The organism is Acinetobacter sp. ANC_7512, assembly GCF_056779935.1.
This window is the reverse complement of sequence record NZ_JBWYIX010000005.1, coordinates 63,990-78,485: the sequence shown is the minus strand read 5'-3', so window position 1 is coordinate 78,485 and position 14,496 is coordinate 63,990. Positions and strand designations below refer to the sequence as shown.

Below are 14,496 nucleotides of genomic sequence, written 5' to 3'. Positions count from 1 at the left end.
ATACTTCCTTTAAACTGTAGAATCTTCATTACGTTTGCTTAATTTCTCTTGGCGAATTTCGACCCATGTTTTAAGAATCAATGTCACAATCGCCAATAAAGCCAAGAGGGATGAAACAGCAAATGCTGCACTAAAGGTATATTCGTTGTAGAGAATCTCTACATGCAGTGGCAATGTATTGGTCTCTCCACGAATATGACCCGATACTACAGAGACTGCCCCGAATTCACCCATTGCACGTGCGTTACAAAGAATAACCCCGTATATCAAGCCCCATTTAATATTTGGAACCGTGATTTTCCAAAAAGTTTGCCAGCCTGAAGCACCTAAAACGATTGCCGCTTCCTCTTCTTCTGTACCTTGAGCTTCCATCAGGGGGATGAGCTCACGCGCCACAAAAGGAACTGTAATAAAGATGGTTGCTAGTACAATTGCTGGAACGGCATATAGAATCTTAATGTCGTTATCCATCAGCCATCCACCGAACCAACCTTGAGTACCAAACATCAATACCAACATCAAACCTGCGATTACAGGTGATACTGAGAAAGGCATATCAATAATCGTGGTTAATATGGATTTACCACGGAAATTAAATTTCGCAACAGACCAAGCCGCCGCCACACCAAATACTACGTTGAGCGGTACAGCAATTGCAGCTGTTAGTAAGGTGAGCTTTACAGCCGACAACGTGTCTGGATGAACTAAAGCTTGCGCATAAACGCCGACACCCTGTTTGAATGCTTCAACAAAAACTAAAATCAAAGGCAGAATTAAGCAACTGAGGAAGAAAATCATGGCAATGACAATGAGTGTATAACGAACCCAAGTCGGTTCTCGCGTCGCATCACGAGATTGCAACTTTTCAGCTAAAGCATTGCTATTTGTATTCAAACTCATTGTGCAGTTCTCCCTGTACGACGACTCGCCCATGCTTGTAACAAGTTAATCAAGAACAAGATAGCGAATGAAATAAGGAGCATGACAACGGCGATCGTCGTTGCACCTGCATAGTCATATTCTTCCAATCGAGAAATAATCATTAATGGCGCAATTTCAGTTTCGAAGGGTTGGTTACCTGCGATAAAGATGACCGAACCATATTCACCCACGCCACGGGCAAATGCGAGAGCAAATCCTGTGATTAATGCAGGGAAAAGAATCGGTAAAATCACTTTGGTTACAATTTGTAGTCGATTTGCACCCAATGCTGACGCTGCTTCTTCAAGTTCAGTCTCTAAGTCACTTAGCACAGGTTGTACTGTACGAACCACAAAAGGTAATCCAATAAATATCAGCGCTAATGTAATCCCAATAGGACTATAAGCGACTTTAATTCCTAAGGGTTCAAGATATTGACCAATCCAGCCTGTCGGAGCATATAAAGATGTTAATGCAATCCCAGCAACAGCTGTTGGTAACGCAAAGGGTAAATCAACCAATGCATCAACAATTCTTTTACCAGGGAAACTATAGCGCACGAGACACCAAGCGAGTAATAAGCCAAATACAACATTAATGAAGGCAGCAATAAGTGCAGCACTGAAACTTAGTTGTAATGATTTTAAGATACGCTCGGAACTTAAAATCTCCCATAAACCTTCCCAGCCAATACCTAAAGACTTAATAAAAACAGCCGACAATGGTATGAGCACAATTAAAGATAAATACGCTAGGGTAAAGCCTAGAGATAGACCAAATCCTGGCAGCACTCGGGATCGCTGCGACATGACTACTCCTCAAATGAGAGAAAAAGCTTACCGAAATCAATAAGCAATTGAATTGAAAAATTTATCAAGAATAAGTGGCGAACTTTAAATTGCAAATTTGTAATACAACTTGCCATTATCAATACTATTGATATAGTTCGACAGCTTATCATGAATCAAAAAATCGAAGATCTCTGGAAATGGTCCAAATCCTGAATCAACATTAATATGACCAACTTGACCTAAGTTAATCGGTTTTACACCCCATGATTTTGCTAATTTTTTTGCATCCTCAAAACCTAACCACGGATCATTTTCACTGATGAGCATTTTTGTGGGAACGCTAATCTTAATTTGATGAAAGTAAAAACTATAATCAGTCAAACTCAAACGAGCAAAACCATTTTCACCAAAACGACTTGGATTGGCTGGTGCAACTAAAACCAGTTGTTTAACTTTCTGTGCTATTTCAGGATGCTGATGCAGAGCAGCGACAGACGTTAAACAGCCAAAACTATGTGCAACAATCTGGATGGGTGCATCAATCTGCGAAATTTTTTCTACAAAACGATTGATCCAATCTGTAAGTAGGGGAAAGTTCCAATCATCTTGTTGAACACGTGAGCATGGCATGACTTGACGTTGCAACCATGATTGCCAATGATTTTCATCACTTCCGCCGACGCCGGGTACAATGAGTGTATGTATCATGTCATGCTCCACTGATTATTTTTTTGTGTTATTGGCTTTAGTAATTTGGTCAAAAATACCATTATTCTCAAAATGAGCTTTTTGTACTTTCGCCCAGCCACCAAACTCTTGATCAATTGTGACCAATTTCAGTGGCTTAAATGTTGATGAATATTGTTTTAATACAGCTTGATTACGCGGACGATAGAAATTCTTCGCGGCAATATGTTGTCCCTTAGGAGAATAAAGGAAATTCAAATAACCTTGCGCCAAATATTTATTGCCTGATTTTGCTGCATTTTTTTCAACGATCGCTACAGGTGGTTCAGCAAGTATAGAAAGTGTTGGCGTCACAATTTCAAATTTACCTGGTTGTTCACGCAGTGCTAAATGAGCTTCATTTTCCCAAGCAAGCAAAACATCGCCAATACCACGTTCAGCAAAAGTTGTAGTTGAGCCACGAGCGCCCGAATCTAAGACCTTGGTTTGTTTATAAATTTGTTGAACAAATTGTTGCGCTTTGGCGTCATTTCCACCTGGTTGGTGTTTAGCCCACGCCCAAGCCGCTAAATAATTCCAACGTGCACCACCTGACGTCTTAGGGTTTGGTGTAATAATGTCCACACCCGGTTTTACTAAATCACCCCAGTCTTTAATATTTTTTGGATTTCCTTTTTTGACGAGGAAAACAATTGTGGAAGTGTAGGGTGTCGAGTTATGTGGGAATTTCTTCTGCCAATCCTTTGGTAATAAATTGGTTTTTTCAGCAATCGCATCAATGTCAGCTGCAAGTGCGAGAGTCACGACATCTGCATTTAAACCATCAATGACTGCACGCGCTTGTTTACCTGAACCGCCATGTGACTGACGAAAGTTGACGTTTTGCCCAGTCCGAGATTTCCAATACGCACCAAATTCTTTATTTACTTCTACGTAGAGTTCACGAGTAGGATCGTAAGAGACGTTTAATAAATCTTTAGCGGAAGCGCTAAGCGAAGCAGCCAAAACAAAAGCTGCGAGAACCCCAAGTTTTAATTTAGCTGAAAAGCGCATGGCAACCTCAAAAGAAAATATTCTGTTACATGGCGCTAGAATAAATCTAATCTTTATGCATAAAAAATAATTAAAAATGAATTTTATATGAAAAAAAAAGATTTAGATGTGTTGTTAAAAAAATGCCGATCATGAATATGATCGGCACGTCATAAGTTAAAGCTTAAATCTTAATTTTATTTATTACTGTTTGCTTTGACAATTTGATCGAATATCCCGCCATTATCAAAATGTTGTTTTTGGACTTTTGTCCAACCTCCAAACTCTTTATCAATCGTGACTAATTTCAAAGGTTTAAACACGGATTGATATTTTGAAAGTACCGTTGCATTTCGTGGTCGATAAAAGTTTTTGGCAGCAATAGTTTGACCAGCTGGAGAATACAGATAATTCAAATAGGCTTTTGCTACATTGAGGTTGCCATCTTTTTGCGCATTTTTCTCAACAATTGCTACAGGGGGCTCAGCAAGAATGGAAAGTGTTGGTGTAATGATTTCAAATTTTCCAGGTTGTTCACGAAGAGCTAAATGTGCTTCATTCTCCCAAGCCAGGAGTACATCTCCAATGCCACGCTCTGCAAAAGTTGTTGTTGCACCACGTGCACCAGAGTCTAGCACTTTAGTATTTTTATAAATTTTTCGTACAAATTCTTGTGCTTTAGCATCGTTACCGCCGGGTTGGTGTTTTGCCCAAGCCCATGCTGCTAAGTAATTCCAACGCGCACCACCTGATGTCTTAGGGTTTGGCGTAATAATTCCAACATCATTTTTAATCAAGTCTCCCCAGTCTTTGATCCCTTTGGGATTGCCTTTTTTGACTAAAAACACGATGGTTGAGGTATAGGGTGTAGAGTTCTGTGGAAATTTTTTCTGCCAGTCTTTTGGTAATAAATTAGTTTTTTCAGCAATCGCATCAATATCTGCTGCGAGTGCGAGAGTCACGACGTCTCCATCTAGGCCATCAATGACCGCACGCGCTTGTTTACCAGATCCACCATGAGATTGTTTAAAATTCAAATCTTGACCAGTCTGCTTTTTCCAATATGCTCCAAACTCTTTATTAAAGTTGTCATAAAGTTCGCGAGTTGGATCATATGAAACATTTAAAAAATCTTTTGCGAGTGTAGAAACAGAAGTGACTGAAAGTAAAGCTGCAATGACCCCAATTTTAAAAGAACGCATCATTATTCCTATGTGTTTGTCGTTTTTTGATGATTTGAGCATAGGGAAATTTTTTAAAATAAAAAAATAAGAAGAAATGAAAAAGTTATGATCAAAACAGCTATTCATTTTGTGAGTGACTTTTTACACTATGAGAACGGAATGAGGTTGCTTGAAATGATCTGTTTAAAAAATGCCAAGCCAATGGATGCAATATCTATTTTGGATCGTGGCTTCCATTATGGGGATGGCTGTTTTACCACGGCGAGAATTCGAAATAATAAAATTGAATTATTTGAACGTCATTTAAAAAGATTGAATACCGCCATTGAGCGATTGTCACTTCAAGCTAATCTTGACTATATTTCTGAGTCTATCCAGTGTTTACAGCAAAAGTATGATCAATTAAACGGGACCATTAAAATTGTACTGAGTCGAGGCGAGGGGCAACGAGGATACAGTTTACCTCATCATTCAGCAGATCTTTGGTTGTATTATTATCCGCAAAACGTGACTGATCATCACTATGAAGTCATTGAGAGTGGTTTACTTGAGCGAGTAATGGGTTTAACCATGCCACAATTGGTGGGAATTAAATCACTGAATCGGTTAGAACAAGTGTTACTAAAGCAGGAAGCTGATGAGAAGGGTTTTCAAGAAGCCTTAGTTACAGATGTGCAAGGCTATATTGTTGAAGGAATCAGCAGCAACTGTTTTATACGATTGAATGATACGTGGATTTGCCCTGAACTTCGTTATAATGGCGTTCATGGGGTGATGCGTGCTGAAATTTTGGAGCGCATGAATCATTATGGTATAACGTTCCAAAAAAGAGTAATTGATTTGAATGAGCTTCCTCACATTCAAAGTGTATTTTATTGTAATGCGCTCCACCCAATGAAAATCGCCTCTTGCCTTGATGATCGTCGATTAGATACACAAGCGTGTATTGATCTTTTTCACCACCTTCAACTTAATCAGATTTAAAGCTTATGTCCTCTCCTCAGAAATCAACAAAGAAAAAGAACAGCAAGACATCCTTTAAACCTAAAGCGCTTTTACTCATTATTGCAGGCCTAATGTTGCTCGCAACCATGATTCTATCTACAAGTCTATGGAAGGATTATCCTGTAGAGGGTAAAAAGCAAATGCTCGCGATTAATCATGGTGATACTTACTCACAATTTATTGATCGTTTAGCTCAAAATAAACAAGTTTCATTTCCCATTATTTTAAAGATTTATCAACGATTGATGATTCATGACAGCATGAAAGCTGGAGTTTATGAAGTTAAAGAGGGAATGAGTGTCCGTCAAGTTCTAGACATGATTTCGAATTCTGAAAATGCACAACTGAATCGAATTTTGGTCATTGAGGGGACAACATTTAAGCAGTTAAAAAATGCACTCAAAAATGATGAATTGGTGACGAAAGAGCTGGTTCATTTGAGTGATGCAGAAATATTAAAGGAATTGAATATTCCATTTTCACATCCAGAAGGTTTATTTGCGCCTAATACTTATTTTTTTGCGAAGGGTGAAACAGATCGTAAAATTTTAACTGATTTGTATCAACATCAGATGAAGGCACTAGATAAAGCCTGGGAAAAACGAGCTTCTGATTTGCCTTATAAAAATAAATATGAAGCGCTCATCATGGCATCAATTATTGAGAAAGAAACCAATGTTGATCATGAGTTAGATAAAGTCTCAGGCGTATTCGTTCGTCGATTAAAAATAGGTATGCGTTTACAAACTGATCCAACCGTAATTTATGGCATGGGCGATCAATATACGGGCAACATTACCCGTAAAGATTTAAGAACGCCGACACCATATAACACATATACGATTTACGGATTGCCACCAACACCGATCGCATTACCAAGTGATAAAGCGATCGAAGCGGCAATGCATCCAGATCATTCTGACTATATTTATTTTGTGGCGACTGGAAATGGAGGTCACAAATTCAGTACCAATCTAGATGACCATAATCGCGCTGTTCAAGAATATCTTGCTGTGATTCGATCTAAAAAATAAGGGGTAAAATAGACGTGTTTATTAGCTTTGAAGGCACAGAAGGTGTTGGTAAAACGACATTGATCCATAAAATTCGTGACTACTTCCTTGAGCAATCAAAGCAAGTTGTTCTAACTCGTGAACCAGGTGGTACTCCGCTCGCTGAGCAAATTCGTTCCGTACTTCTGACGGTGAATCATGAAGAAAGAATGAGTAATGATACTGAACTATTATTGATGTACGCAGCTCGAGCGCAACATTTGCAACAAGTCATAATACCTGCACTTGAAAATGGTTCGATTGTGTTATGTGACCGATTTTGTGATAGCAGTTTCGCGTATCAGTGTGCAGGTCGTGGATTAAGCCGTGAAAAATTAGCGCTTTTAAACCAAAACTTTGTCCTAAAAATGCCTGACCTGACATTTTGGTTGGATGCTCCGACTGAGCTCGGAATGCAACGAGCACGAGCGCGTGGAGCATTGGATCGGTTTGAACAAGAAAAAGCAGCTTTTTTTGAAAAAGTACGTGCAGGATTTGCTGAATTGCATCAGTTAGAGCCGAATCGTGTTAAGCGTATTGATGCAACACAAAGTCCTGAGCAAGTATTTAATGATGCAATTGAACGAATTAGTTCATGGAAAGCTGAGCATAAGTGCTAATTAAAAAAGCAAATATGATTTATATTGAGTCATTGTTTATGGAAAAACGATTAGACTCAATATGATCAGTAATAAAGAAGAAATATTCAAATTCCTACAAACCGAATTTCCACAAAGTCTCCAAAAATGTGAAATAGTGTCAGTAGAGCCACGTGGTGCTACAGTCATTTATCATGTTGATGAAAATGATTTAAGACCTGGAGGGACAGTTTCAGGTCCGACTATGATGACAGCAGCCGATTATGGATTGTATATCGCAATACTGGGAGAAATTGGTATTGTAGGTCTTACAGTGACGACCAATATGAATATAAACTTTCTTAAAAAACCGAAAGGTGGTTGTGACATCAAGGGTGTTTGTAAATTAATGAAAGTTGGCAAAACTCTAGTTGTCGGAGAGGTTTACTTGTACTCTATTGGGGATGATGAGCCGATAGCTCACGTTACTGGGACTTACTCAATTCCTCCCAAAAGGGCATAAAAAAGCGAGTATGAACTCGCTTTTTTTATTTTGAACTTAAACCTCAACTAAAGGTGTTTCCACTTCAAAATTTGGTGGGGTGAGTACGGTTTTTCGTAATTCTTGCGAAGGCTCAGGATAGTCCAAAGTGTAATGTAATCCGCGTGATTCTTTTCTTTGCATCGCACAACGTATAATCATCTCAGAAACGAGTACAAGGTTACGAAGCTCAATTAGATTTTTACTGACATGATAATCTTGATAATATTCGGTGATTTCATGTTTCAGCATTTCAACGCGATGTAATGCACGTTCTAAACGTTTGGTCGTTCGTACAATACCTACATAGTTCCACATGGTCTGACGTAACTCATCCCAGTTTTGCAAAATGACAACGTCTTCATCAGGATTCATGACTTGAGAAGCATCCCATTCAGGAACTTCATAGTGATCTATAATATTTTGATGTTGATCTTGAATATGCTTTGCTGCACTCATGCCATATACAAAACATTCTAAAAGTGAGTTACTTGCCATACGGTTGGCGCCGTGTAAACCTGTATAAGACGTCTCACCAATCGCATATAGACCTTGAATGTCCGTTTGACTATGTTCATCGACTACGACACCACCACAGGTGTAGTGCGCTGCTGGCACAACTGGGATCATATCTTTGGTAATATCAATACCCAGTTCGAGTAGGCGAGCATACAACGTAGGGAAGTGCTCTTTAATGAACTCAGGGGTTTTGTGGGTAATATCTAGCCATACATGTCGTATACCCAATCTTTTAATTTCGTAGTCGATAGCTCGAGCTACAATATCACGTGGTGCTAACTCTGCACGTTCATCGAAACGAAGCATGAAGCGTTCGCCGTCAGGTAAACGAAGATAAGCGCCTTCACCACGCATTGCTTCAGTAATTAAGAAGGAACGTGCTTGAGGATGATATAAACAGGTTGGGTGGAATTGATTAAATTCCATATTGGCGACGCGGCATCCAGCACGATATGCCATTGCAATACCATCGCCTGTAGCGATATCAGGGTTAGAGGTATATAAATATGCTTTCATGGCACCGCCACATGCCAGTGCAGTAAATGGTGCTAAGAAAGTATGCACTTGCTCGGTTTGCTCATCTAAAGCATATAAGCCTAAAGCACGATTTTCCTGATTCAAATGCCCCAGCTTATGCGCTGTAATGAGGTCAATCGCAATGTAATTTTCAAAGATGTGAATATTGTTTTTTTCTTGTGCCCGTTCAACTAAAGTGGTTGAAATTGCTTTCCCTGTTGCATCTGCGGAATGAATAATGCGGCGCTGAGAATGCCCACCTTCACGTGTGAGATGCAAGTTATCTTCATCATCTAGTGTGAATTTAACACCTTGTTTCAGTAAAAAATCAACAGAGGGTTTTCCTCCTTCAACCGTGTGTTGAACAGCTTGTTTTTCACAGAGATAAGCACCTGCAATGAGCGTGTCATCAATATGTTGTTGAATAGAATCAGCCTCATCAAGAACAGCTGCAACGCCTCCTTGTGCATAATACGTGCTGGCATCTTTCAAATGAGATTTTGCTAACACTGCGATATTAAAATGATCAGGTAATGAGAGTGCTAGACTTAAACCCGCACCGCCACTGCCCACAATAATCACATCAAATTGATGCGTACTTGTATTTTTCGGCATTTCCATTCGCAAACTGAATTTTAAAAGTGCGTTAATATGGCTCTTTTTCAAAGCAAAATTCAAGAGTTTGATTGATCAATTTTTTTTTTATGCACTTGAACTAATAGTTTTTAATCATATTTTAAGTAAAGTATTGTTTTCTATTAATATAGAAACATTTATTTACGCACAGAGAATTTTGATTGTGCTAAAAATTATTTTATCCAAGAATCATAAATGAGAGTTCACTTAACATGAAAAATCGCGTTATAGCATCAGGACTTTTTGCTGCAGTCTTTACTGCGGCAGTACAAACTCAAGCGGCGGCTACTGTTGACTTTTCAAATCTTGTAGAGCGAGTAAGTCCGGGTGTCGTCAGCGTGAATGTTGTTAAGAAAATGACACAAGAAGAAATTCTTCAACAACAAGTACCTGAACTACTGAAACGATTCTTCGGCAATCAAATTATTATTCCGCAGCGCCAAGCTCCTCAAGAGAAAACTGGTTTTGGGAGTGCATTTTTTATTAGTCGTGATGGTTACCTGATTACCAACCATCATGTTGTAGAAAATGCTTCACAAATCACCATCATGTTAAATGATCGTCGCGAGATTGATGCCAAAGTTATTGGTAGTGATGAACGTACTGATGTGGCATTACTGAAAGTTGAAGGTACGAACTACCCAGCACTTTCGACTGGGAATATCGACCAATTAAGAGTTGGGGAACCTGTTCTCGCCATTGGCTCACCGTTTGGTTTTGAATACTCGGCATCTGCAGGGATTGTCAGTGCCAAATCAAGAAATATGTTGGGTGAAACATCAGTTCCGTTTATTCAAACCGATGTCGCATTAAACCCTGGTAACTCTGGGGGACCATTGTTTAATCAACAAGGTCAAGTGATTGGTGTGAATTCTCGTATTTTCAGTGGTACTGGCGGATATATGGGATTGTCATTCTCCATTCCAATCGATGTAGCGATGGATGTGGCGGATCAATTAAAGAAAAATGGTAAAGTTACTCGCTCATATCTTGGTATTCATTTACAAGAGATTGATCGTAATCTCGCAGAAGCTTATAAACTACCAAAACCTGAAGGTGCTTTAATTACAGAAATTGCGCCAAACTCCCCAGCAGAGCGCGCTGGTTTAAAGCAAAATGATATTATTTTGAAATACAATGGAACTGCAATTTCAAGAACGAGTGAGCTATTAAATTACTTAAATAGAACACAGCCAAATCAAAAAATTCAGTTAGAAATCTTGCGTGATGAACGTGTACGTACGATTTCAGCAACACTTGCATCAGCACCAGATGAAACACCTGCACAAGCGCAAAATGTAAGTGAAGCTAAAAAACGCGGACCTACATTAGGTGTTGCGATACGCGAACTTGCACCTGTTGAAAAAACACGCCTTGGTGTTAAAGGTGGTGTCTACATTCAAGAGGTTGTACGCGGAGGTTTGGCGGCACAATCTCGTATTATGGCTGGTGATGTGATCACCTCGATTAATGGTAAGAATGTAAGTACAACACAAGATTTTGTGGAAGCGGTGGCTAATCTTAAAACGAATACAGTTGCACGAGTGGGTATCATCCGTGAAGGGCGAAATGCCATGATCGGATTAAGAATCAAATAAACATAAATTGAATAAAAGGCCTTGCGACAGCAAGGTCTTTTTTATTTAACCCTAAAATTATATTAAACTCTTTTCGAATGTTGATGATGAATACGCAATACAAGGGAATACAGTGAGTACAATCTTTGACCTTAAAATAAAAGCAACAGCACAAGACATTGATATTTTAGGTCATGTGAATAATGTGGTGTATGTAAAATGGATGCAAGATGTTGCAACAGCACATATTCAACAACTGGGTTTGGGGGTTGAGCAATATCTAGAACTCAAACATGCCATGGTTGCTGTTGAGCATCACATGAATTACAGAAAGGCGTGTTTTGAAAATGATGAAATTATTTTAAGAACTTGGCTTAATGATTTGAATGCGATGTATTCATTCCGTCAGTACGCTTTTTTTAGACCTTCAGACCAATCATTATTATTTGTGGGAAATACCAAATGGGCCTGTGTAGAGATTGCGACAGGCAGACCTAAACGATTATCGCCAACATTTACTCAAGCTTATCAGCCTATTTCTGAGGTATTAAATCCTTTGGATTTCACTCAAGATTATTCTTTACCCGCTAACTAAAGAATTGCTTGAGTCGGACGAATTAAATATTTCACCACATGGTGTTCATTATTATGAATACTTTGAAAAATCCATCTGCTATAATCGTCCGCAATTTGTTAAACAGCTTTTGCTATGTAGTTTTTATTTCATGCATAGCGCAATTTATTGTTCAAGGTAACCCATGGCGCAAGCTAAAAAATCCGTAAATATCAAAAATATACGTAACTTTTCGATCATTGCTCACATTGATCACGGGAAGTCAACTTTAGCTGACCGTTTTATTCAGACCTGTGGTGGTTTGCAAGATCGCGAAATGCAAGCGCAAGTTCTAGACTCAATGGAGCTTGAGCGTGAGCGCGGGATTACCATTAAAGCTGCATCTGTGACGCTTTATTATACACACCCTAATGGCGAAGAATATCAACTGAACTTTATTGATACACCTGGGCACGTTGACTTCTCATATGAAGTTTCGCGCTCGCTTGCTGCTTGTGAAGGTGCACTTTTAGTTGTAGACGCAGCTCAGGGTGTTGAAGCTCAGTCAGTTGCAAACTGTTATACAGCTATTGAGCAAGGTCTTGAGGTTCTTCCAGTACTCAATAAAATTGATTTACCTCAAGCTGAACCAGAGCGTGTTATTCAAGAAATTGAAGACATTATCGGAATTGAAGCAACTGAAGCACCTACGTGTTCAGCTAAAACTGGATTAGGAATCGAAGGGGTTTTAGAAACACTTGTGAATACCATTCCTGCTCCGACGGGTGACCGTGAAGCGCCGCTTCAAGCTTTAATTATTGACTCATGGTTTGACAACTATCTAGGTGTTGTATCCTTAGTTCGTATTAAGCAAGGTCGTGTGCGTAAAGGCGATAAAATGTTGATGAAATCAACAGGTCAAACGCACATCATTACCTCTGTCGGTATTTTCAATCCTAAACATACAGAAACTGATATTTTAGAAGCAGGTGAAGTCGGCTTTGTGATTGCTGGTATCAAAGATATTTTTGGTGCGCCAGTTGGTGATACGATTACACTTGCTACAACGCCGGAAGTAGAAACTTTACCTGGGTTCAAAAAAGTTAAACCACAGGTATATGCTGGTTTATTTCCAATTGATTCGAGTGAATTTGAACCTTTCCGTGAAGCATTACAAAAACTGCAAATTAACGATTCAGCATTATTCTTTGAACCTGAAAGTTCAGATGCATTAGGATTTGGTTTCCGTTGCGGTTTCTTGGGTATGCTGCACATGGAGATTGTTCAAGAGCGTTTAGAGCGTGAATATGATCTAGACCTGATTTCATCGGCACCGACTGTAATTTACGAAGCTGTCATGAAGAGTGGTGAGACAGTTTATATCGACAGTCCATCAAAAATGCCAGATGGATCTACTGTAGAAGACCTTCGTGAGCCGATCGCAGAATGTAATATCCTTGTGCCACAAGAATATCTTGGCAATGTAATGACGTTGTGTGTTGAGCGACGTGGTGTTCAAAAAGATATGAAGTTTATGGCAAACCAAGTAGCCATTACATTTGAGATACCAATGGCTGAAGTCGTGATGGATTTCTTTGATAAATTGAAATCATGTTCACGTGGTTTTGCATCATTAGATTATAACTTCATCCGTTTTGAGTCTTCTTCTCTTGTAAAAGTAGATGTCTTGATCAATGGTGAAAAAGTTGATGCATTGGCAATGATTTGTCACCGTCAAGATGCGCGTCATCGTGGTATTGCACTTGTAGAAAAAATGAAAGATTTGATTCCTCGTCAAATGTTTGATGTGGCGATTCAAGCTGCGATTGGTGCTCAAATTATCGCGCGTTCAACAGTAAAAGCAATGCGTAAGAACGTATTGGCAAAATGTTATGGTGGTGACGTTTCACGTAAGAAGAAACTTCTCGCTAAACAGAAAGAAGGTAAGAAACGTATGAAGCAGGTGGGTAGTGTAGAAATCCCACAAGAAGCTTTCTTAGCTGTGTTAAAAGTAGAGCGATAACAACAAGGAATATCCCATGGATTTTGATTTTAACCTCATTCTCGTACCTGCAACCCTAATCTTTTTTGGATTGTGGTTGCTGGATAAATTGGTGCTCAAACAAAGAGCAACCAAAGGAAAAGGGAATGAAAATTTCATTATTACATGGGCATATGATTTTTGGCCTGTACTTGCAGTTGTGTTAGTGCTGCGTTCATTCTTCTTTGAACCTTATAATATTCCATCTGAATCCATGGTTCCGGCATTGGAAACAGGTGATTATATCTTGGTGAACAAATATCAATATGGTGTTCGTTTACCGATTAGCAACACCAAAGTGTTGAATGTCAATGAGCCTGAACGTGGTGATGTGGCGGTATTTAGATATCCACCAAACCCATCAATTAGCTATATTAAGCGTATTATTGGTTTACCTGGTGATCATATCGTTTTTGAGAATAATCAATTAACCATCAATGGTGAAAAAGTTGTAACGGAATCGACTGAATTTAATCGTGAAAAAGATGTTTCAGACACGCCAAATTCAATTTATCATTATGAAACTTTAGGTGATCATAAGTATTTGGTTCGTAATTTGGAAGGTCAAAACCCGATTATTGCGCATTTTAATTATGCACAAACCAAACAAGATCTTCCTTATGTTGCCACTGCGAATGATCGCTTTGTAAGAACAAATGGTCAAAGCTGGGAAGTAACTGTTCCGAAAGGATATTACTTTGCCATGGGTGACAACCGTGATCAGAGTGCTGATAGTCGAATCTGGGGATTCGTACCTGAGGCAAATTTAACAGGACAAGCAATTTATGTATGGATGCATAAAGAAGCTGGTTTGAAATTGCCATCATTCAGTCGTAATGGTCAAATTCAGTAATCTTCAAATA

14 protein-coding genes are annotated in these 14,496 nt (G+C 39.1%); 8 read left to right on the top strand and 6 right to left on the bottom strand.

Features of this window, described 5'->3' with window-relative positions; genetic code table 11:
• Nucleotides 1-9 precede the first annotated feature (9 nt).
• The 5 genes from cysW to AC1M9H_RS06565 form a co-directional block, all read right to left on the bottom strand.
• Nucleotides 10-900, bottom strand: a complete 891-nt coding sequence (gene cysW, locus AC1M9H_RS06585; RefSeq protein WP_481613021.1) for a sulfate ABC transporter permease subunit CysW — start codon at nucleotides 898-900, stop codon at nucleotides 10-12.
• Nucleotides 897-1,730: a sulfate ABC transporter permease subunit CysT gene (cysT, locus tag AC1M9H_RS06580; protein ID WP_035267202.1), complete on the bottom strand. Its 834-nt coding sequence runs from the start codon at nucleotides 1,728-1,730 to the stop codon at nucleotides 897-899. The genes cysW and cysT overlap by 4 nt, the downstream gene beginning before the upstream one ends.
• 84 nt (nucleotides 1,731-1,814) lie before the next feature.
• Complete coding sequence (locus AC1M9H_RS06575) at nucleotides 1,815-2,420, bottom strand: alpha/beta hydrolase (protein ID WP_481613020.1); 606 nt, start codon at nucleotides 2,418-2,420, stop codon at nucleotides 1,815-1,817.
• A 15-nt stretch (nucleotides 2,421-2,435) separates the two neighbouring features.
• Nucleotides 2,436-3,452 carry a sulfate ABC transporter substrate-binding protein gene (locus AC1M9H_RS06570; protein ID WP_481613019.1) on the bottom strand — a complete coding sequence of 339 codons (1,017 nt, stop codon included), beginning with the start codon at nucleotides 3,450-3,452 and terminating at the stop codon, nucleotides 2,436-2,438.
• 176 nt (nucleotides 3,453-3,628) lie between these two features.
• Nucleotides 3,629-4,636, bottom strand: coding sequence for a sulfate ABC transporter substrate-binding protein (locus AC1M9H_RS06565; protein ID WP_481595967.1), 1,008 nt, complete (start codon nucleotides 4,634-4,636; stop codon nucleotides 3,629-3,631).
• A 153-nt stretch (nucleotides 4,637-4,789) separates the two neighbouring features.
• Here AC1M9H_RS06565 and pabC point away from each other — a divergent pair, with 153 nt between their 5' ends.
• The 4 genes from pabC to AC1M9H_RS06545 all read left to right on the top strand — a co-directional run bounded on the left by pabC (nucleotide 4,790) and on the right by AC1M9H_RS06545 (nucleotide 7,773).
• On the top strand, nucleotides 4,790-5,599 hold the full coding sequence (gene pabC, locus AC1M9H_RS06560; protein WP_481613075.1) for an aminodeoxychorismate lyase: 810 nt from the start codon (nucleotides 4,790-4,792) through the stop codon (nucleotides 5,597-5,599).
• Nucleotides 5,600-5,604: 5 nt separating this feature from the next.
• The gene (gene mltG, locus AC1M9H_RS06555) at nucleotides 5,605-6,654 is read left to right on the top strand and encodes an endolytic transglycosylase MltG (protein ID WP_481613018.1); all 1,050 of its coding nucleotides are present in this window, start codon (nucleotides 5,605-5,607) and stop codon (nucleotides 6,652-6,654) included.
• 14 nt (nucleotides 6,655-6,668) lie between these two features.
• Nucleotides 6,669-7,292, top strand: coding sequence for a dTMP kinase (gene tmk / locus AC1M9H_RS06550; protein WP_180028439.1), 624 nt, complete (start codon nucleotides 6,669-6,671; stop codon nucleotides 7,290-7,292).
• Nucleotides 7,293-7,353: 61 nt separating this feature from the next.
• Entirely contained in the window at nucleotides 7,354-7,773 is a 420-nt protein-coding gene (locus tag AC1M9H_RS06545) for a PaaI family thioesterase (RefSeq protein ID WP_035267192.1), read from the top strand.
• A gap of 36 nt (nucleotides 7,774-7,809) precedes the next feature.
• On the opposite strand, the gene nadB is transcribed toward AC1M9H_RS06545, so the two are convergent.
• Nucleotides 7,810-9,441 (bottom strand): L-aspartate oxidase, encoded by a 1,632-nt coding sequence (gene nadB, locus AC1M9H_RS06540; protein WP_373683328.1) that lies wholly within the window; start codon nucleotides 9,439-9,441, stop codon nucleotides 7,810-7,812.
• Nucleotides 9,442-9,674: 233 nt separating this feature from the next.
• Here nadB and AC1M9H_RS06535 point away from each other — a divergent pair, with 233 nt between their 5' ends.
• The 4 genes from AC1M9H_RS06535 (at nucleotide 9,675) to lepB (ending at nucleotide 14,486) form a co-directional block, all read left to right on the top strand.
• Nucleotides 9,675-11,060 (top strand): Do family serine endopeptidase, encoded by a 1,386-nt coding sequence (locus AC1M9H_RS06535; RefSeq protein WP_481613017.1) that lies wholly within the window; start codon nucleotides 9,675-9,677, stop codon nucleotides 11,058-11,060.
• Nucleotides 11,061-11,172: 112 nt separating this feature from the next.
• Entirely contained in the window at nucleotides 11,173-11,634 is a 462-nt protein-coding gene (locus AC1M9H_RS06530; RefSeq protein ID WP_481590304.1) for an acyl-CoA thioesterase, read from the top strand.
• Nucleotides 11,635-11,797: 163 nt separating this feature from the next.
• Nucleotides 11,798-13,615, top strand: a complete 1,818-nt coding sequence (gene lepA / locus AC1M9H_RS06525; protein ID WP_035267184.1) for a translation elongation factor 4 — start codon at nucleotides 11,798-11,800, stop codon at nucleotides 13,613-13,615.
• 16 nt (nucleotides 13,616-13,631) lie between these two features.
• A complete protein-coding gene (lepB, locus tag AC1M9H_RS06520) occupies nucleotides 13,632-14,486 on the top strand; it encodes a signal peptidase I (RefSeq protein ID WP_481591419.1) in 855 nt (284 codons plus the stop codon).
• The last annotated feature ends 10 nt before the right edge of the window (nucleotides 14,487-14,496 follow it).

Coding starts and splice junctions, on each gene's coding strand:
- cysW (WP_481613021.1), bottom strand. CDS start 900: ATGAGTTTGAATACAAATAGCAATGCTTTAGCTGAAAAGTTGCAATCT.
- cysT (WP_035267202.1), bottom strand. CDS start 1,730: ATGTCGCAGCGATCCCGAGTGCTGCCAGGATTTGGTCTATCTCTAGGC.
- AC1M9H_RS06575 (WP_481613020.1), bottom strand. CDS start 2,420: ATGATACATACACTCATTGTACCCGGCGTCGGCGGAAGTGATGAAAAT.
- AC1M9H_RS06570 (WP_481613019.1), bottom strand. CDS start 3,452: ATGCGCTTTTCAGCTAAATTAAAACTTGGGGTTCTCGCAGCTTTTGTT.
- AC1M9H_RS06565 (WP_481595967.1), bottom strand. CDS start 4,636: ATGATGCGTTCTTTTAAAATTGGGGTCATTGCAGCTTTACTTTCAGTC.
- pabC (WP_481613075.1), top strand. CDS start 4,790: ATGATCTGTTTAAAAAATGCCAAGCCAATGGATGCAATATCTATTTTG.
- mltG (WP_481613018.1), top strand. CDS start 5,605: ATGTCCTCTCCTCAGAAATCAACAAAGAAAAAGAACAGCAAGACATCC.
- AC1M9H_RS06545 (WP_035267192.1), top strand. CDS start 7,354: ATGATCAGTAATAAAGAAGAAATATTCAAATTCCTACAAACCGAATTT.
- nadB (WP_373683328.1), bottom strand. CDS start 9,441: ATGCCGAAAAATACAAGTACGCATCAATTTGATGTGATTATTGTGGGC.
- AC1M9H_RS06535 (WP_481613017.1), top strand. CDS start 9,675: ATGAAAAATCGCGTTATAGCATCAGGACTTTTTGCTGCAGTCTTTACT.
- lepA (WP_035267184.1), top strand. CDS start 11,798: ATGGCGCAAGCTAAAAAATCCGTAAATATCAAAAATATACGTAACTTT.
- lepB (WP_481591419.1), top strand. CDS start 13,632: ATGGATTTTGATTTTAACCTCATTCTCGTACCTGCAACCCTAATCTTT.